Genomic DNA, 17283 nt, shown 5'->3' with positions numbered 1-17283 from the left:
CTACTCCAATAACGTACTGGTATTTTAAGCTTTAGCATTTATAAAATTTTTTGTAATAGATACTAGTATCACTGTATGAACATTGTAAAAAATAAGAATAACCTGGCTAAGTTAACCTAAACAATATGAATGGACCTGAGTACCATTAAAGTTTTTGAGCAAAAATTAGAGTTACATAGGGAGATGCCTATGAAAGTTGTAAAAAAAGAGCTACACTTCTCTACAAAGGGTGAAATTGACCTAGTTGATATAACAAGGGAAGTTGAGCTCTTCGTGGCCGAGAGTGGAATATCCAAGGGGCAAGTGTTAATCTTTGTTCCAGGAGCTACGGGAGCTGTTGTAGCTATAGAGCATGAGGAAGGATTATTAGAGGACTTTAAGAAAATATTAAAGGAGATTGTTCCAAAGGAGAAGCCTTACCTCCACAACAGGTTCGACGACAATGCGCACTCCCATATAAGGGCCACGCTCTTAGGCCCAAGCCTTGTGTTTCCCATAGTTGATGGAGAATTAGTAAGGGGAACATGGCAACAGATATTCTTCGTTGAGCTAGATACTAGGCCCAGGAAGAGGAGGATCCTCCTCCAGGCCATTGGAGAATAGCCCTCCACGTTTCATTTAAATGAACGATAAACCACCATTTCTTGAGCTCTCTCCTCTTTTCCTTGTAATCTGGGTGGTACCTTGCAACTATACTCCAAAACCTCTTGCTGTGGTTAAGCTCGATTAAGTGAGCTAACTCGTGGATGACTAAATAGTGGAAAAGTTCCTCTGGAAGTGCCACGGAAGACAAGTTAAGTGTAACCGATTTTCTCCAAGTTGTACTTCCCCATTTAGTTTTCATTACCCTTACGTAAATCCTCTTCGGAGCTACCCCAAATTCCTTGGATATCTCCTGTGCTCTTCTTTTTACTTCCTTCTTAATCCAATCCCTCAAGACATCTATCCCTGGGTAAATAATTATTCGGTTTTTATCGTCTATCTCAAATTTTTCTCCTATCTCCAGGGAATAAAATCTACCAAATAAGGGAAATCCTTCTCCTGCCAGCTCTTTCGCCTCCTCAATTATGGAGAGCTTTGAGAGTATCCAATTCCTCTTCTTAATTAAAACTTCTCGAACTATTTCCTTGGAGGGGGTAACTACAAGTAGTGTACCGTCTTCAAGGAATCTTAAAGTTACGTACTTCACGGGCTTTTCAACAACCTTATACCTTACGATTTTTCCGTCAAGGGTTATCTCATGTATCATCAAATAGAGGGAGAGGAAAATTTAAAAAAGTTCCTTCGAGTTTGTGCCCGATGAAGAAGCCAGGAGATGTACTTAGGGAGATACTCCAAGAGAAGGGAATTATTTCCGTTGGAACCCTCTCAAGGAAGTGGCCGTCAGGTAGGGATATATATCAAGAACTAGCCCTCCTCCTGTTAGAAGGGGATGGGGCCATAGTTGAACTTGAAGAGGAAACTTCCGAATCCTGGGACTTAAACGGAAAAAAGGTAGGTCCCTCAAAATATGCATACGTTAGGCCCTGCCTAGTAGAGAAGTTTAAAGTTGTCGTTGATGGGGATGAAATAGCCAGACGTCTCCCAGATTATCCATGGATAATAGTTGACCTAATGCTGTGGGATAAGCACATTCCAAAAGAGAAGGATAAGATTACCCTACAGGTAAGAGAAACCTACGCAGTTATGAGGAGGATGTACTACCCGAGGAAATTCGCAATAACTTGGATAAACGAGGAATATAAAAAGAAGAACAAGTTACCCCTCGAAAAAATTGTGAGCTATGAAGGTACAACTGCAGAGTTCCTAAAGGAGAGGGGAATTAACAGGGTAGTCCTCCTAGATCCAAATGCTGATGAAGCTCTCAGCGAGAAGGATTTAGAGGAGAAAGCCTTTATAATTGGCGGAATTGTCGATATGAAGGGGGACAAGAAGGGAACGACAGCAAAGATTGGTGAGGTTCTTAAGAAAGAAGGAATAGAAGTTCTCAGGAGAAAAATAGTGCTAAGGGGAGACGTAATTGGAGTTCCAGATAGGATAAATCATATCACCGAGATCCTGATAAGAATGCTCTACGGTGAACCAATGGAAAGGGCTATTTTAGCTGTCCAAGCTCCAACTCACGCTAGATGGAGGTTGAGGAGGGAGATTCCGAAGAGGAAAATTAGGTATTTGATAGATGGAAAACTTTACTTAGTTGTTGAGAAGGAGCTTTTTGATGAGCTTAAAGGGTGGTTAAATATAAGGTGGGAAGATTTTGTTAAGGTTTTAAGGGAAACTGGTATAATCGCCCTGGAAAGGAGGAGAATACATCGTTTGAATAAGATATCCACATACAGGCCCGATAGAAACGGCGGTAAGAGGGTTATACTGCTAAAGAGAGCAGCGCTACTTTGCTATAATTATTAAACCGCAAACAATTTTTAGATGAATGCTCAAGTATGGAGGGGATAGATATGCTGGATATAAAGCTGATCCGTGAAAACCCCGAATTAGTTAAAAACGACTTGATAAAAAGGGGAGAGCTAGAGAAAGTTAAGTGGGTAGATGAGATTCTAAAGCTCGACACAGAATGGAGGACTAAGCTTAAGGAGATAAACAGACTTAGGCATGAGAGAAACAAGATCGCAGTAGAAATTGGAAAGAGAAGAAAAAAAGGAGAACCCGTTGATGAACTTTTAGCAAAAAGCAGAGAGATCGTCAAAAGAATAGGAGAACTCGAAAATGAAGTTGAGGAACTAAAGAAAAAGATCGATTATTACCTATGGAGACTTCCAAACATTACCCATCCAAGCGTCCCAGTTGGGAAGGATGAAAATGATAACGTCCCCATAAGATTCTGGGGAAAAGCCAGAGTTTGGAAAGGCCACCTTGAAAGATTCCTGGAGCAGAGCCAAGGGAAGATGGAGTATGAAATTCTTGAATGGAAACCAAAACTGCACGTTGACCTCTTAGAAATCCTAGGAGGAGCAGACTTCGCAAGGGCCGCGAAGGTCAGCGGTTCCAGGTTCTATTACCTCCTCAACGAGATAGTGATACTTGATCTAGCCCTAATTAGGTTCGCCCTTGACAGGCTCATAGAGAAGGGCTTTACGCCGGTAATTCCTCCTTATATGGTTAGAAGGTTCGTTGAGGAAGGATCTACTAGCTTTGAGGACTTTGAGGATGTTATATACAAGGTTGAAGATGAGGATCTATATCTAATTCCGACCGCTGAACACCCCTTAGCTGGAATGCACGCGAACGAGATATTAGATGGAAAAGATTTACCCCTCCTCTACGTCGGTGTTTCACCATGCTTTAGAAAAGAAGCAGGAACAGCTGGAAAGGATACTAAGGGAATATTTAGGGTTCACCAATTCCATAAGGTAGAACAGTTCGTCTACTCAAGACCTGAAGAAAGCTGGGAGTGGCATGAGAAAATAATAAGGAACGCTGAAGAGCTATTCCAGGAGTTAGAGATACCATACAGAGTTGTAAACATCTGTACCGGAGATTTAGGTTACGTCGCAGCTAAGAAGTACGACATAGAAGCCTGGATGCCAGGACAAGGTAAATTTAGGGAAGTAGTCTCAGCAAGCAATTGTACTGATTGGCAGGCTAGGAGGCTTAACATAAGGTTTAGGGATAGGACTGATGAAAAGCCCAGGTACGTTCACACTCTAAATTCAACGGCAATAGCTACTTCTAGAGCGATAGTTGCAATCCTGGAAAACCATCAGGAGGAAGATGGAACCGTTAGGATCCCAAAGGTTCTGTGGAAATACACAGGGTTTAAGGAGATAGTTCCAGTAGAAAAGAAGGAGAGGTGTTGCGCAACTTGAAAAAAACCTTAGTCCTTGACTCTTCAGTTTTCATTCAGGGGATTGATATTGAAGGATACACAACCCCTAGTGTAGTTGAGGAAATAAAGGATAGAGAATCTAAGATCTTCCTGGAATCTCTGATATCAGCAGGAAAAGTGAAGATTGCAGAACCTTCAAAGGAGTCCATCGATAGAATAATCCAAGTAGCTAAAGAGACTGGTGAGGTAAACGAACTTAGTAAAGCCGATATAGAGGTTCTAGCTTTGGCCTATGAGCTCAAGGGAGAGATCTTCAGTGACGATTATAACGTTCAAAATATCGCCTCGCTCCTCGGGCTTAGGTTTAGAACCCTTAAAAGGGGAATCAAAAAGGTCATAAAGTGGAGATACGTATGCATAGGCTGTGGAAGAAAGTTCTCAACCCTTCCTCCTGGAGGGGTATGCCCGGATTGTGGAAGTAAGGTAAAGTTGATTCCTAGAAAGCGCTAGATTAACTTTTCTCTCTTTGCCTCTTCCCTAGCAAGAACCTCAACTTCCTCTAAAAACTTGTCATAGTTTACGCAATCAAGTCCGTATTTCCTTAAAGGGGAGTACTTTTCCGCATTACCACTGACAACCAACAGGGATTTAGATGCTATAGCAGAGACAGCGGTTATTAAATCTTCCAGGGAGAGGAAGTAACCATCTTTAATTAAGGAGGCATCTATCTCAGCTATTTCCCCTAGTAGATCATCCGTCAAGTCGACTATTCTAACTATTCCCCTCAACTTTTGAACCTCTTTTTTTGGATCCTTCCCCTTAAAGGATTTCGCCAGGAGGTAGGCATGAACTGTCGTTATCGGGAGATATATCTCGAATTCCGCTAAGACAAATTCTAAAAGCTCCTTATTTTGCTTTCTCGTAAGTTGAATAAAAGAAGAAGGATCAAAGCAAATTTTTCGAAGCATTGGAGTCATTCTTATTTCCCTCCTGGACAAATCTGCCCCTTTCTTTAATTACTGAAAGCACAAGTTCGGCCTCTTCGTCATCCAATGATATACTCTCAGCTTTTGTTTCCAACTCCAAGGTGTGCCATGCCTGTATTAATTTTTTTAGTACTTCATCGTATGATTTTGCATCTAATCTAGCCTTGAGCTTTTTAATGGCTTCCCATGTTTCCTCATCAACCGCTATTGTTTTCATATTTCATCCCCTTTAACAACTCTTCCTCAATTCTCTTCGTTATACCATTATTGGCTACTATATCCTTAAACACTGACACGCTCTTTTCCCTCGGTATCCTTTCCTTCGTGATTAAGTTGACTACATAGCATACTATCTTTACACCAAATCATAGCGTCAGCGCTCATAGGGCTCTTCACCAATCCGAAATTAGCCTTCATCATCCGCCTTCAATTATCATACACCCATGTAATACGAGATTATTTTCCTTAATTCAACATTACGATCTATTTTCATCTTCAAAAATCTTTTTAGTTGAACGTTCTCAGCCAAAAGACCGGATACTTCTATCGCCAGGAGTTTATTTTCTTGGGTTACGTTGTAGGCCTTAAATTTTAAGGGAGCAAACTCCATTTCAAGATTCCAAACTTTCTTCTCCAGCTTTTTTATCTCTTCTTCAGCCTTTTCAATATTTGAAGAGGATGGCTTCTTAAATTCACTAAATATTATAATCTGGAGAATTCTCTCAATAGGGACTTTGAATTCCTCTCCTAATTTAAGGATTTCATTTGCAATATAATCGTCTAGCTCAAATGTTATCTTACCAAACCCTTTATCTGGTTTTATTGTTACCTTCATGATCCTGAGAAATGTTAAAGAATTTAAATAAAGAATATCTTAGCTTCGACTCCAGTTATCTGAGTTAGTATGCTCTCGAGAACCTCAGCTTTTTCGGGTAGCTTATTCTTATCCCTACTGAAGACTAGGATCTTGTAGTATTTCTCCCCATCTGGCCTGTAAACTATGTTAACGCCGAAAACCCCTGCTGGGTATAGGAGATCTATTGCCAGCTTTTTCACATCTTCCGTGCTCTTAATATCCCTTCCCTCTATTACCCTGACCCTCTTACCTAACTCCCTTGTAAGATACTTTATATTCTTTCCTCCCTTCCCGATCACTATGGGAACGTCTCCCTCTCCAACTATAAGAACGACGAGATCACCTGCCTCCACGGCCTTTTTGAACTCTATGTCTGCATCTCCAAGTAGTTTGTATAACATTCTTGAGATTTTAACATCTAGCTCAGTTATAATACCTTCTTCTAGCTTTTTTTCATCAGCAGGACATAGAATTCCATCAGTTTTTAGACAAACCTCACAGATCGGCGCCTTCATGTTCTCACCCCCCACTCCAAGAATCAAAATGAAAGCTAAAACCACTACACAGAGAGCACTTAAAAACCTTTCCTTTCAACTCAATAACCAGAGGTTAGAAAAGAAGGATGAAGAAAGTATTAAAACCTATCCTTTATCATGAGATTGCGGGGGGCTTTAAAGATGGAAGGTGATGAGGATGAACCTCAAAATAAAATTAGAGAAGTTTATAAATTCAGAATTAGTAAGAAACGCCTTCTTAGTTTCATTTCCAGCTTTGTTATTCTGTATATTGCTTGATTTCTTTGCAGGGGCATTCTTAGGCAAATTCTTCAGTTTAATAAGGAGGAATTATCCGATAATTCTTGTAATGCTTCCAGGTTTGATGGGCATGAGAGGGAACATATTTGGGGCGATGGCCTCCAGGCTTTCAACTTTACTATATCTGGGAGAAATCGAGCCGAAATTAATGGATAGAACCGTTTTAAAAAATGTATTCTTGAGCATAATGCTATCCTTAGTTCCTATGACGATGCTATGGATTATAGGGGCCATAAAGGTTAGAGAATTAGAGGTTGCCATAGCCGTATTGTTGATAGTTTTTGTCTCAACGATCTACACAAGTTTCCTCCTAGGATCCGCAACAGCCCTTGCTACGATACTCCCCTATAAGAAAGGGGCCGATCCTGATGCCATAGCGGCCCCTGTAATAACATCTATAGCTGATCTTGTAACGATACCACTCCTAGTGGGCTTTATACTTCTATATTCTAATAGAATGGCTTTTATGGGAGTGGGACTGGTTTCCCTCGCAATTCTTGTGTTCCTGAAGTTAAACTCCAAACTTGAAAAGAGTGACATAAAAACTTTTAGAGAATTACTAAGCATTCTCATAGCTTTAGCTCTCTTCTCAAGCATTGCCGGTACTATATTGGAGAGCTACAGTAAGCTCATAGAGAAGGTGGCCATACTGAGTATAATGTATCCAATGATTCTAGACACGACTGGGAATTTAGGAGCGATAATTGGAGCAAAAACATCAACAAAGCTTCATCTCGAAGGAATTGAAAAAATAATCAACATTGAAACGTTTAAAGAAATTCTAGTATACTCCCTACTGGCACTTCCGCTAGCCCTCGTGGGGAACGTTATAGGGGCCGGAATTACTCGAGTCATCCTAAGTGTTGAAGCAACGGTAATGCCTACTTTCATCATTTTATACCCACTCTTCACGTTTGGAGTTATGTGGATGGCATATTTCATTGCGATTCTTGCCGAAAGGGCAAATTTAGATCCCGATAATGTAACGGTTCCCACGATAACTACACTTTCAGATATATTTTCGACGCTCTTCATAGTCCTTTTAGCCCATTTAATATCTTAAAGAAAAGTTTAAGGGAAAGAGGGTAGAGATCTAAATAGGTGGAACTATGGAGATAAGATACACTCCAAAGGAGCTCACGAAACTTCCAAGAACCGTAGAGTATAAGAATAAGAGTGTCTACATGATAAATCAAAGGTTATTACCAAAGGAATTTAAAGTCGAGAAGTTTAGCAAGGTTGAAGAAGTCGCGGAAGCAATAAAGAATATGACTGTAAGGGGAGCACCAGCTATAGGAGCTGCAGCGGGTTTTGGTTTAGCATTGTATGCTGAAACATCTAAAGCTAAAACCAAAGAGGAATTTCTGGATGGATTTGAAAAAGCATATGAGATCCTCAAGAATACCAGACCAACGGCGGTAAACTTATTCTGGGCTTTAAACAGAATAAAGAAGCTGGTTGAGGAACATTCAGAAGATCCTTTAGATGAAATAAAGAGACTTATTGTGCAAGAAGCCTACAAGATAGCCGATGAAGATGTAGAAGCGAACTTAAGAATGGGCCATTACGGAGCTGAGGTTCTCCCAGAAGGAAATATATTAACTCACTGCAATGCTGGAAGCTTGGCCACAGTTCACCTGGGAACCGTAGGATCCGTGGTTAGGGTTATGCACAAAGATGGGAGCCTTAAGCTGTTATGGCTGGATGAGACTAGGCCAGTTCTCCAAGGAGCGAGGCTCTCAGCTTGGGAGTACAGTTACGATGGACTGAATGTGAAGTTGATAGCTGATAATGCAGCAGCTTTCGTTATGCAACAGGGATTCGTAGATGCTATAATAGTGGGAGCAGACAGAATAGTGGCCAATGGTGACTTTGCAAATAAGATAGGGACGTACATGCTTGCTGTTCTTGCTAGAGAGCATGGAATACCATTCTTCGCCGTGGCCCCGCTATCCTCAATCGATATGGAGCTAAAGAGTGGAAAAGATATTCCAATAGAAGAGAGATCTCCAGAAGAAGTTCTAACATGTGGAGGATGCAGAATAGCCCCAGACGTTCCAGTTTATAACCCAGCGTTTGATGTAACACCTCATAAGTACCTTACAGGGATAATAACCGATAGAGGGGTGGTATGGCCCCCATTCAAGAGAAATCTGAAGAAATTATTCGAGGTGAATAAGAGTGGAGGAGACGAAGCAGTTTGAAGCAAAAATGCTTGAGCATATTTCTCGGATATTTCCTGGGGGAATAGATATTATAGAATATGAATCTCCCGAGCTTACTCCCTTTTTGTTTTATCTTATAGTCAAAAGACTAAAGGAGAGAAACTCGCCGATTATAATTCTAGATATACTGGATCAGCTCCACGTTATTCGAACCCTTCTAGAACTCTCGGGAATAAAACCAGAGATCATTGACGAGAGTGAAGTTATAAAATTAGGGGGCTTTCTGAAAACTGGAAAGGTGATAGAGAGGATCGACGTTCACAAGGATATTATGATATTGAGAGATAAGTTCCTAAGAACGATACAGGAGTTAACTAAAAACAGGGAACACGTGATACTCATAGGAATAGGAGCTGAAAAGATGGTAAGAATATATGAGAGAGATCCAATGGAATTTGAATACTTCTTCGCCTTAATAGGGAGGGCTATGCTTGGAGATAAGAGACTTTCAAGAATTATCTTCCTAAATAAATCTCTCCTAGATAAGAAGACGGTTATTGAACTAGAGGAACTCGCGAGCAGGGTATTTGAGATAAAGCTCATAGGAGAAGTGGGGATAGGGAGAGAGCTAGCATTTAGGATTAAGAAATCTCTACACTTCAATGAGTATGGGGAAGAGATAAGGATTAAAGTTCAGGATTTCCAAAAACATCTTCAATCAATTTAATTCCATTTTTGGAGTTATCAGTTCCTCCTTTTCTTTATAACCAAATTCTGTTTTAAACCTCCTTTCGAAGACTTTATATACCCGTTTCTAACGCTAAGCCCTCGCAACGGTGAGAAGGTTGAAGAAGCAAGAATTAATCGCGCTAAAATCACGGGAAAAGGCAAAGTACTCATCAAGTATTAAGAAAAGAGGGGAGTGGTTTTATCCATTCATCCTATTTAAAGTATTCTCCGGTGGTATGGCCCCACTAATTCCAAGCCTCATCGTAAATGAAGGAGGGGGCTCAACTGAAGTTGGATACGCAAGCGGATTTGGTAGTTTGGCCTCGATGGTAGGGGGTATGATCTGGGGGAGACTTAGCGATCGTCTAGGGAGAAGAAAAATCCTCATGATACTAGGAATCTTTGGAAGCTCCATCTCTGTATTGCTAATGGGAATTTCCCTCTCAATTAAATGGACAATAATTCTAAACATCTTCTACATGTTCTTCTTAGCCGCTACGATCCCACTACCATTATCCTTAATCTCAAGAGAATTTAGAAGGTACGAAATTAACAAAGCTATAGGAAGATTCAACGAACTTGGAGGATGGGGATGGGTAGTCGGATTGATACTTGGATTCACGTTAATAACCCTTGTCAACCCCAGGATCACCACCTTAACCCTGGGTTTGCTTGGAGTTTTATCTGCGGTCTTTATGAGAAGCAAGATAAAGGAGGTACCGATCCACATCAAAGGAATTAAGATCAACGGTACCCCCTCCATCTTTACATTTCATCCGAGGAGGGTATCATTAACGAGACCCCAAGTCCAAGATGGGATGCTAAAAACGATGTTTGTTTCATCCTTTTTATTCTGGCTGGGATCAATGCTCGTGCTTACCCAGTACCCTATAATTGCTAAAAGTAAAGGCTTTGATGGGAAAGCCCTGTATTTAGTGAGCATCTCAAGCTCAGTAACCTCGGCCCTAATGTACCAGAGGGTTGCGAACTCGATAATTGGGAGTGGAATGCTAAACTATGTCGAGGGTTTAATCTTGAGGGGCCTTGGATTGATGGGTCTGCTGTTTTCAACCCTCCTTCCCTCCAATATGTTCCTCCCCGCATCCATGTTAATGTACTCAATTTTAGGATACAGCTGGGCCATAGTGAGCATCTCAACTTCCTCGATAATCTCCTCCAGAACCCCAGAGAATAAAAGGGGAAGAATATTTGGCTCGTACAATTTTATTTGTTCCAGCGGAGCGATAATTGGAAGCTTAGGAAGTGGCTACCTTATAAATAAAATGGGAATTCAAGTGGACTTTATGATTGGGCTTTGGCTTATATTACCTGGAATATACATGAGCTCAAAAATTTTAAGAAGGGAGGGTCAGCCTCTAAACTTTGGCCTTTTGCTAAGGAGAAGTGGCAAAGGTCTTGGCTTGTAGGGGAACCCTTCTACCTTTTCTTTTATCTCCTTTATCAGCTCTTCTAATCTCGTCTCATACTGCTTTCCATCTTCCCTTCTTCTTACAGTTATCGTTCCACTTTCCTTCTCCTTGGCACCAACGACAACTATGTAGGGAATCCACTCCTTCTCGGCCCTTCTTATCTTCTTGTTCAACCTTTCATCCTCGTCATCAACGTCAACCCTAATCCTAGCCCCCTCAAGCTTACCCGCTATGTAAAGGGCATAGTCTAGGTATTCCTCACTAACTGGAATTACCCTAACCTGAATCGGACTGAGCCAAAGAGGAAGCATGGGCTTCTTTCCTTCCTGCATTAACTTAGCTTGCTTTTCAAGTATAGCGTACATAACCCTCTCGATAGCTCCGCTCGGAGAGCAGTGAAGGATTAGGGGATACTTTTCCTCACCGTTCTCATCATAGTACTTAATCCCAAACCTTTCAGCGTTCTCAACGTCAATCTGTACCGTGCTTAAGGCCGCTGCTTTGTCGAGGTTGTCAACGAAGTTGAATTCGAACTTGAGTATGAAGTAGAAGAATCTCTGCTTCCACATTTCAATTAGCACAGGTTTTCCAATTATTTTAACTAATTCAACTATGAAATCTCTGTTCTCCTTCCAGAAGTCTTCGGTGAACCTTATAGCTACTTCATAATCCTCTGGAGTCAGTCCAACTCCTTTAAGAACCTCCATACTAAGCTTGAACTGCTTCTTAAACTCATCCTTAGCCTGCTCAAGATCCTTAGCAAGTGTATGCATGTCGGGCATTGTGAAGGCCCTAAGCCTCCTCAGCCCAGAGAGTTCTCCCCTCTTCTCTCTTCTAAAGGAGTACCTAGTTAGTTCATACATTCTTAGTGGTAGATGCCTGTAACTTATGACCGCATCCTTACTTATAAGGAACTGTCCAAAACATGCTGCAAACCTTAGGAAGTACTTTTTATCTCCACTCAGCACTATATATTGCCTTGCAGGGAACCTGTTGAGGTATTTCTCTAGGGCCGGGTGCTCAAAGTCATACATAACGGGAGTCTCAACTTCCATAGCTCCATACTCTATTACTTTCTCGGTCACATACTGCTCCAAAAGGGATTTGATCAACCTTCCCTTTGGATAGTACCTTAAATTTCCTGGGTCGCTCCCTGGTTCGTAATCAACGAGCTCGTGCTCCAGCATTAATTTCACATGTGGTGGTTCTTTTTCAGCAATCCTGCTCTTGCTTATCTCATAATTAGCGAATTTCCTCAAGTTTTCATAGCCAGTGAAGTCGAACTTGTCAACCTCGATCAATTCTCCCTCCGGGGTTAAGATGTACCAGTAGCTGACCAACTCAGTCTCTTCCTTCTTCAGGGCCTCTGGAACTTCCTCCTCCTTCGCTCCCTCTGGAATTATCGTCCTGCTGAGCTCAGCTAGCGGATGACCTTTACAGCTTATCTTAAAGGCCTTATAATAACCGAAGGGTGCTTTTCCAACGTTATACCCCTTTTCTTTTAAGCCCTCATAGACCTTCCTGAGGATCTCCTGGGCTACTGAAGGTTTTGCAAGTTCACTGCTTAAGTGGGCAAATGGATAAACGAAGACATTCTCGGCCTTTACTTGGCTCGCGACGTTTATTATTTCCTCAACGGCCTTACTTACAACTTCTTCAGGATTAGTCTCATCAACCTTCTCAACGCTTATAAAAGCGACTAGAACTTCATCCATCCTACCCTTCTTCTCTTCTTCACTTATCGGCTCGGGGTTCTTTATGGCCTTATCCTTAACCTCGTACTCGATGTAGTCACTATGGATAAGTAGTATCCTCATCCTACCACCTTCCTTAACCTAAAACAAGCATCGTTTAAATACCTTTCTTATAGAACCAATCGGCCGCCCTAGGATATTCAAATAATTCCTCAGGTTTGAAGAATAGACTTATTTCCCTCTCAGCGCTCTCCTTGGAGTCACTGGCATGTATAACGTTACATATAGCATCGCTGACCTCAAGACCAAAATCCCCTCTTATCGTTCCAGGTGCAGCATCCTTTGGATCCGTTGCTCCGGCCATTTTTCTCACAACTTCCACGGCATACCTTCCCTCGAGTACCATAACTACAACAGGGGTTTTTGTTATGTAATCGATTAAGGCCTTGAAGAAGGGCTTCTCCCTGTGCTCTTCATAATGTTTCTCAGCTAGCTCCCTGTCGATCCATATCATCTTCATTCCTACAATCTTGAGGCCTTTTTTCTCAAATCTACTTATTATTTCACCTATAAGGCCCCTAACGACGGCATCAGGCTTTATAATTACCAGGGTTCTTTCAGTTTCACTCATCTGAAACACCCCTATTATCTTCCCCTTGAAGGTTTAAGTAAGTTCCTAACCTTCCATAATAAGAATACCCCTCCAGTAAAGATCCCGGCAAGAACAAAGGGAGTCTTTGAGGGTAGGGGTAATCCCCTGTGCCACCTATAAAGGAGGTAGTTCTGATAAAGAAAAGCATAAGTAAACCAGGAGATAAAGACCACCTCTAACGCTAAGATTATTGCATCGCTGACCTTACTCATTTAACCTCTCCCTCCAAAATCTCCTAAGCTTAATCCTTAGGGTGGGTAATGTTACGGGAATCATGGTTTCTACCATCCAGTCGGGGAGGTCTTTCTTAACGTTTTTCCATAGGACTCTGTAGTCTAAGATCACTATACTACCCTTTTCATTTTCAGACCTATGAACCCTACCTGCAGCTTGAGCTAGCTTTCTATGGGCTGGTAGGATATATCCATAATACCTCCCTTTCCCAGGAAATTTCTTTTCAAAGTACCTTGTCTGAGCTTGAACCCTGGGAGTTGGCCTTGCATAAGGGATCCCAACCAAGATGACTCCATTCATTTCATCCCCCGAATAGTCCTGACCTTCACTGTTCCTCCCTCCCATAACACCAAATAGTACCGCACCTTTTCCTTTAGATTCTTCCTTGAATTCCCTAATCATCTCATCGTTTTCCCTGGAAGGAGCATCTTTTTTCTCTATGAAGACTTTCTTTCCGACTTCTTCCTCAATCTTTATGTGAACATTAGTACTTAGAACTCCCTCAAGAACCTCATAGGAAGCCGTAAATACTCCAACATTTTTTGGAGTATTTTTGACGGCTTCAAATATGTATTCCGCGATCCTTTTATACAGAGGAGGACTTCTCTCTATCCCTCTGGTTGATACATCTCTCGCCACAAGGACGATAGCATTTTCCCTCTTTACAATTCTGGGAAACTTCTTTAGTCTAGCATTAACACCAATTATATCCCTAAATGCCTCTAGGGGGCTGAGAGTTCCGGACATAAATATTGCAGAGTGAACCTCCTCAAGGAAGTCAAGGGCAACGGAAGGATCGAGGGCCACTAACTCCAAGGCTAAGCCTTTTTCTTTTGTGAATAGGTGTAAGTAGTCTTCCCTATCTCGAAGGGAAAGCCAATTCCACAGAAACTCTCCAACTCTTCCAACGTAACTCCTAGGAGGAAGATTCCTTTCTATTCTATCCTCCCTAATGGCATCACCAACCTCGATCATATCCTCTAGCATCATTCCAATATCTCTTCCCCTCCACCCCAGGATGGAAGCTGGGTGAAGAAACACCTCCTCTGGCCTTATGGGGATCTCTTCACTTTCATAGTTCTCTAACTTTTCTTTATATAAGATTTCTAGACCCCTTAGTAATATCGAGAGGAAGTTTTCGATATCTTTTTCCCCGTACTCTTCGGCTTCTTTAATGGCCCTTTCTATACTTCTCACGCTTAATCTATCGCTAAGTGCAGAAATAGCCTGATCGGGCAAGTTGTGAGCTTCATCGAATATCACTATCAAATCTGAATAATCAACACCTAGGTTTTCCAAGAATGCCTGCCTTATTGGGGGGCTTATCATGTATAAGTAACTAGCCACAACGACGTTGGCTTTCTCACCAACCTTCTTTGTAATCTCATAAGGACAGAGCTCAAGTAATTCGCTATACTCAATAACTTCACGAGGAAAGGGGGGAAAGCTTAAGAAGAATTTTACAATTTCATCAACCCTATCCCTCTTCTCCTTTAAGTTTTCATAATACTTGCACTTTCCAAGCTTTCTTAGACTCTTACACACTATCATACTAGTGTAAGCATCCTGGGCAAAGGTCTGAATATAGGCGTGAAGGCATAAATCTTTTCTACTCCTAAACTCTATTCCACTAACTTCGCTTTTCTCCCCGATCTTTCTGAGCTCCTCTATCACCCTATCCATCTGCTTATGAGTTCTAGCTAAATACACTACTTTATAGCCCAGCGAGATAGCATAGGGAAGCACCCCAGCTAAAACGCTTATTGTCTTTCCAAATCCAGTTGGAGCCTCAACAATAAGGTTCTCTCCTCTTTTTACGGCTTCCTTAACTATTTCGATAAATTCCCTCTGATTCGGCCTGAACTTTTCATATGGGAAGTACTGAAGCTCCTCCATTTCTCTCGGAGTTTTTAATTAAATTCCAAGGCTAAAAACCTACCGATTACTATTCGACCAGAGATATTATATGGTGAGATAATGCACTATGAAGAAGTTGAAATTCTCCTCAGGAGGTCAAAAGACTATACACATCTTGCAAACGTTGCTTTTAAAGAAGGAAAGTATGACATAGCAATTTTTCTTGCAGAGCAAAGGCTTCAGCTTTATCTAAAGGCCCTTCTCATTAAATATGCTGATCTAAGATTGAAGACTTACTCAATATGAGTATTGGGAAGGTATTTGAGATGAAAGATAGAAGTCCAATCGAGTAATGCTTCGAAGATGCATGTGTTGATGTGGGATACGAAGCAAAGCTATACTCTCGTGAGGATGCAGAAGATATTATTGAATTTGCTAAAAGGGCAATAGCCTTTGTGGAGGAACTTGCAAATAAATTCGAGAGAAAAGGTGCTTGAAACAGCTATTGAACGGGGAAGAAAGAGATGCCTTATGATAAAAAGCTATCATTTTTATCTACTATCAATAAGGAGAGCCTGTGAGAAAGTTTTTGATAGTTGTGAGGTCTGCGTATTTGGGAGTGTACTAACAGGAAAGTTCACATTAGAAAGTGACGTTGATCTACTGATAAAAGTTCCTAACCCTCCGAAAAGCTTACAGGAGAGGGCCAAAGTCGAAGCCAAAATAGAGGAACTCGCAGGTTTGCCGGACTATCATCCCTTTAAGTTCCACATAGTTGATGAGGAAGGCTTCAAATGGTATGTGGAAAAGCTAAAGAGAGTAATGTAGCTATTTCTTTGCAATCCACAAGAGAAACACTCCTGCTAATATAAATGCTACTAAACTTGCTGCATAAGGTAGCGTCGGATGAATGCTAGCCAGAGCTCCGGCCGTTATTGGCGTTATAAGTCCAAGAACTCTCTGGTAACTCGAAAGGGCTGCGTGGAATTCAGTTGTTCTCTCCTTTGGAATGAGCTTGAAGAGCCAAGAACGATAGAAGGGGAACCATAGAGCATTACCGAAGTCTCCAATAGCGTAAACAACTAATGCAAGCCAGAAAGGTGGGGCTAGGGCCATTACGAGAGCATAGAGAGCATTGAGAAACATTCCAAGGGATATTGCATAAAAACCCTTCTCCTTAGGAACACGCTCACTCACATAAGTACCAGCTATCCTCATCACGCTACACGCGACCGCTATGAGCGTTATCTCGAAGATTGTCTTTTTCAACACGAACACGACGTAGTTTATAAGGATAAACTCCGGTGCAAGCCCCCAAGCAAGGGTTAAGAGAGTCTCAAACACAAGTAAACGTTTAAATTCTCCAACTTTGAATGTAAAACCTTCAGGGTTTATCCTCTCCTCCTTGCCTACAGGAGGTAGAAAGAGCCAAAGATACGTGACAGTTACAACTGAGAAAAGGCCAAAAAAGAGGAAGGTTAAGCGGTAGTGCTCCGGCTTATTATAGACATACCCAAGGAGATAGCCCATTATGGGAAAGCTCACGAGGGTTGCTATTTCTGGAAGGCGAAGATGCCAGGCGAATATCTCCTCATACTTATCCTCGGGATAAATTATCTGCTCATAAGCTTGATAAAGGGGATAAAGAAGAGTTGATAGCTTTTCCACAATTCTGCCTGCAAAAAGCATTAGAGGTGCAATCGCACCTTTTGCAAGGCCGTACATAACATAGGCTACACCATCAAGTACATCAATTGTTATTAGCCCTTTCTTGATATCCCAGTTGTTGAATAACCTGCCAAAAATGTAGGTGAGGGGTATTGACGCTATGTTAATCGCCGTGAAGAACGCCCCAACCTCTAAAACGGAATAACCAGTTTTCATGAGGTAAAGGGGAAAGAGCGTCCACACTATAAGCCCAGGAGCTATCAGGGTGTGGTAGAGCATGTAAGCCTTGGCTTCCCTGGGAATCTCGTTCCAGCGCATAAAGATCACTCTCGTGTGGAAAAACCTTTAAATAATTTTTGACTGAGAGTAATAGATTAATTTATCAGGAACTTTTTGAGGCATTTGAAAGGTCG

Annotated in this window: 20 protein-coding genes; 10 read left to right on the top strand and 10 right to left on the bottom strand. The window is 41.5% G+C overall.

Features of this window, described 5'->3' with window-relative positions:
* Window positions 1–189 precede the first annotated feature (189 nt).
* Window positions 190–603 carry a secondary thiamine-phosphate synthase enzyme YjbQ gene (locus tag PH_RS03360; RefSeq protein ID WP_048053203.1) on the top strand — a complete coding sequence of 138 codons (414 nt, stop codon included), beginning with the start codon at window positions 190–192 and terminating at the stop codon, window positions 601–603.
* On the opposite strand, the gene PH_RS03355 is transcribed toward PH_RS03360, so the two are convergent.
* The gene (locus tag PH_RS03355) at window positions 557–1249 is read right to left on the bottom strand and encodes a M48 family metallopeptidase (protein ID WP_010884807.1); all 693 of its coding nucleotides are present in this window, start codon (window positions 1247–1249) and stop codon (window positions 557–559) included. The two genes, PH_RS03360 and PH_RS03355, sit on opposite strands and share 47 nt — an antisense overlap.
* Before the next feature lie 50 nt (window positions 1250–1299).
* Here PH_RS03355 and trm10 point away from each other — a divergent pair, with 50 nt between their 5' ends.
* From trm10 to nob1, 3 genes are read left to right on the top strand one after another with little or no spacing between them, the layout of a single operon-like run.
* Window positions 1300–2409, top strand: a complete 1110-nt coding sequence (trm10, locus tag PH_RS03350) for a tRNA (guanine(9)-/adenine(9)-N1)-methyltransferase (protein ID WP_048053202.1) — start codon at window positions 1300–1302, stop codon at window positions 2407–2409.
* Window positions 2410–2456: 47 nt separating this feature from the next.
* On the top strand, window positions 2457–3824 hold the full coding sequence (gene serS, locus PH_RS03345) for a serine--tRNA ligase (RefSeq protein WP_048053201.1): 1368 nt from the start codon (window positions 2457–2459) through the stop codon (window positions 3822–3824).
* Window positions 3809–4294, top strand: a complete 486-nt coding sequence (nob1, locus tag PH_RS03340) for an endoribonuclease Nob1 (protein ID WP_010884804.1) — start codon at window positions 3809–3811, stop codon at window positions 4292–4294. Before serS ends, nob1 begins: the two co-directional genes overlap by 16 nt.
* Here the strand turns inward: nob1 and PH_RS03335 are convergent.
* The 4 genes from PH_RS03335 to PH_RS03320 all read right to left on the bottom strand — a co-directional run bounded on the left by PH_RS03335 (window position 4291) and on the right by PH_RS03320 (window position 6141).
* Entirely contained in the window at window positions 4291–4761 is a 471-nt protein-coding gene (locus PH_RS03335) for a type II toxin-antitoxin system VapC family toxin (RefSeq protein WP_010884803.1), read from the bottom strand. The genes nob1 and PH_RS03335 overlap by 4 nt on opposite strands.
* Window positions 4730–4987, bottom strand: a complete 258-nt coding sequence (locus PH_RS03330) for a hypothetical protein (protein ID WP_010884802.1) — start codon at window positions 4985–4987, stop codon at window positions 4730–4732. The genes PH_RS03335 and PH_RS03330 overlap by 32 nt, the downstream gene beginning before the upstream one ends.
* 216 nt (window positions 4988–5203) lie before the next feature.
* A complete protein-coding gene (locus tag PH_RS03325; protein ID WP_010884801.1) occupies window positions 5204–5605 on the bottom strand; it encodes a hypothetical protein in 402 nt (133 codons plus the stop codon).
* A gap of 23 nt (window positions 5606–5628) precedes the next feature.
* Window positions 5629–6141 (bottom strand): KH domain-containing protein, encoded by a 513-nt coding sequence (locus tag PH_RS03320; protein ID WP_048053200.1) that lies wholly within the window; start codon window positions 6139–6141, stop codon window positions 5629–5631.
* A 178-nt stretch (window positions 6142–6319) separates the two neighbouring features.
* Between PH_RS03320 and PH_RS03315 the strand changes: the two genes are divergently transcribed.
* The 4 genes from PH_RS03315 to PH_RS03300 all read left to right on the top strand — a co-directional run bounded on the left by PH_RS03315 (window position 6320) and on the right by PH_RS03300 (window position 10762).
* Window positions 6320–7504: a magnesium transporter gene (locus PH_RS03315; protein WP_048053199.1), complete on the top strand. Its 1185-nt coding sequence runs from the start codon at window positions 6320–6322 to the stop codon at window positions 7502–7504.
* A 46-nt stretch (window positions 7505–7550) separates the two neighbouring features.
* Window positions 7551–8645 carry an S-methyl-5-thioribose-1-phosphate isomerase gene (mtnA, locus tag PH_RS03310; RefSeq protein ID WP_010884797.1) on the top strand — a complete coding sequence of 365 codons (1095 nt, stop codon included), beginning with the start codon at window positions 7551–7553 and terminating at the stop codon, window positions 8643–8645.
* A complete protein-coding gene (locus PH_RS03305; RefSeq protein ID WP_010884796.1) occupies window positions 8623–9333 on the top strand; it encodes a DUF257 family protein in 711 nt (236 codons plus the stop codon). The genes mtnA and PH_RS03305 overlap by 23 nt, the downstream gene beginning before the upstream one ends.
* Before the next feature lie 109 nt (window positions 9334–9442).
* The gene (locus tag PH_RS03300) at window positions 9443–10762 is read left to right on the top strand and encodes an MFS transporter (protein WP_010884795.1); all 1320 of its coding nucleotides are present in this window, start codon (window positions 9443–9445) and stop codon (window positions 10760–10762) included.
* Here the strand turns inward: PH_RS03300 and PH_RS03295 are convergent.
* The 4 genes from PH_RS03295 to PH_RS03280 are packed head-to-tail and all read right to left on the bottom strand — an operon-like array spanning window position 10705 to window position 15241.
* The gene (locus tag PH_RS03295) at window positions 10705–12582 is read right to left on the bottom strand and encodes a threonine--tRNA ligase (RefSeq protein ID WP_010884794.1); all 1878 of its coding nucleotides are present in this window, start codon (window positions 12580–12582) and stop codon (window positions 10705–10707) included. The genes PH_RS03300 and PH_RS03295 overlap by 58 nt on opposite strands.
* 34 nt (window positions 12583–12616) lie before the next feature.
* Window positions 12617–13090, bottom strand: a complete 474-nt coding sequence (ndk, locus tag PH_RS03290) for a nucleoside-diphosphate kinase (protein ID WP_048053198.1) — start codon at window positions 13088–13090, stop codon at window positions 12617–12619.
* A gap of 14 nt (window positions 13091–13104) precedes the next feature.
* Complete coding sequence (locus PH_RS03285; RefSeq protein ID WP_010884792.1) at window positions 13105–13323, bottom strand: hypothetical protein; 219 nt, start codon at window positions 13321–13323, stop codon at window positions 13105–13107.
* Complete coding sequence (locus PH_RS03280) at window positions 13316–15241, bottom strand: helicase C-terminal domain-containing protein (protein WP_010884791.1); 1926 nt, start codon at window positions 15239–15241, stop codon at window positions 13316–13318. Before PH_RS03280 ends, PH_RS03285 begins: the two co-directional genes overlap by 8 nt.
* Window positions 15242–15322: 81 nt before the next feature.
* Between PH_RS03280 and PH_RS09970 the strand changes: the two genes are divergently transcribed.
* The gene (locus PH_RS09970; protein WP_010884790.1) at window positions 15323–15508 is read left to right on the top strand and encodes a HEPN domain-containing protein; all 186 of its coding nucleotides are present in this window, start codon (window positions 15323–15325) and stop codon (window positions 15506–15508) included.
* Between the two features lie 225 nt (window positions 15509–15733).
* Window positions 15734–16030: a nucleotidyltransferase domain-containing protein gene (locus PH_RS03265; protein WP_394295102.1), complete on the top strand. Its 297-nt coding sequence runs from the start codon at window positions 15734–15736 to the stop codon at window positions 16028–16030.
* On the opposite strand, the gene PH_RS03260 is transcribed toward PH_RS03265, so the two are convergent.
* Window positions 16031–17188, bottom strand: a complete 1158-nt coding sequence (locus tag PH_RS03260; protein ID WP_048053197.1) for an MFS transporter — start codon at window positions 17186–17188, stop codon at window positions 16031–16033.
* Window positions 17189–17283 lie beyond the last annotated feature (95 nt).

The sequence above is a fragment of the Pyrococcus horikoshii OT3 genome, from assembly GCF_000011105.1.
In the GTDB taxonomy this organism is placed as follows: Archaea; Methanobacteriota_B; Thermococci; order Thermococcales; family Thermococcaceae; genus Pyrococcus; species Pyrococcus horikoshii.
This window is presented reverse-complemented; position numbering and strand designations above follow the sequence as displayed.

Excerpts from the sequence above, each read along its gene's own strand:
- PH_RS03315 (WP_048053199.1), top strand. The coding sequence starts at position 6,320 with ATGAACCTCAAAATAAAATTAGAGAAGTTTATAAATTCAGAATTAGTA.
- ndk (WP_048053198.1), bottom strand. The coding sequence starts at position 13,090 with ATGAGTGAAACTGAAAGAACCCTGGTAATTATAAAGCCTGATGCCGTC.
- PH_RS03285 (WP_010884792.1), bottom strand. The coding sequence starts at position 13,323 with ATGAGTAAGGTCAGCGATGCAATAATCTTAGCGTTAGAGGTGGTCTTT.
- PH_RS03355 (WP_010884807.1), bottom strand. The coding sequence starts at position 1,249 with ATGATACATGAGATAACCCTTGACGGAAAAATCGTAAGGTATAAGGTT.
- PH_RS03325 (WP_010884801.1), bottom strand. The coding sequence starts at position 5,605 with ATGAAGGTAACAATAAAACCAGATAAAGGGTTTGGTAAGATAACATTT.
- trm10 (WP_048053202.1), top strand. The coding sequence starts at position 1,300 with ATGAAGAAGCCAGGAGATGTACTTAGGGAGATACTCCAAGAGAAGGGA.
- mtnA (WP_010884797.1), top strand. The coding sequence starts at position 7,551 with ATGGAGATAAGATACACTCCAAAGGAGCTCACGAAACTTCCAAGAACC.
- PH_RS03280 (WP_010884791.1), bottom strand. The coding sequence starts at position 15,241 with ATGGAGGAGCTTCAGTACTTCCCATATGAAAAGTTCAGGCCGAATCAG.
- PH_RS03360 (WP_048053203.1), top strand. The coding sequence starts at position 190 with ATGAAAGTTGTAAAAAAAGAGCTACACTTCTCTACAAAGGGTGAAATT.
- PH_RS03320 (WP_048053200.1), bottom strand. The coding sequence starts at position 6,141 with ATGAAGGCGCCGATCTGTGAGGTTTGTCTAAAAACTGATGGAATTCTA.
- serS (WP_048053201.1), top strand. The coding sequence starts at position 2,457 with ATGCTGGATATAAAGCTGATCCGTGAAAACCCCGAATTAGTTAAAAAC.
- PH_RS03330 (WP_010884802.1), bottom strand. The coding sequence starts at position 4,987 with ATGAAAACAATAGCGGTTGATGAGGAAACATGGGAAGCCATTAAAAAG.
- PH_RS09970 (WP_010884790.1), top strand. The coding sequence starts at position 15,323 with ATGCACTATGAAGAAGTTGAAATTCTCCTCAGGAGGTCAAAAGACTAT.
- PH_RS03265 (WP_394295102.1), top strand. The coding sequence starts at position 15,734 with ATGATAAAAAGCTATCATTTTTATCTACTATCAATAAGGAGAGCCTGT.
- PH_RS03260 (WP_048053197.1), bottom strand. The coding sequence starts at position 17,188 with ATGCGCTGGAACGAGATTCCCAGGGAAGCCAAGGCTTACATGCTCTAC.
- PH_RS03335 (WP_010884803.1), bottom strand. The coding sequence starts at position 4,761 with ATGACTCCAATGCTTCGAAAAATTTGCTTTGATCCTTCTTCTTTTATT.
- PH_RS03295 (WP_010884794.1), bottom strand. The coding sequence starts at position 12,582 with ATGAGGATACTACTTATCCATAGTGACTACATCGAGTACGAGGTTAAG.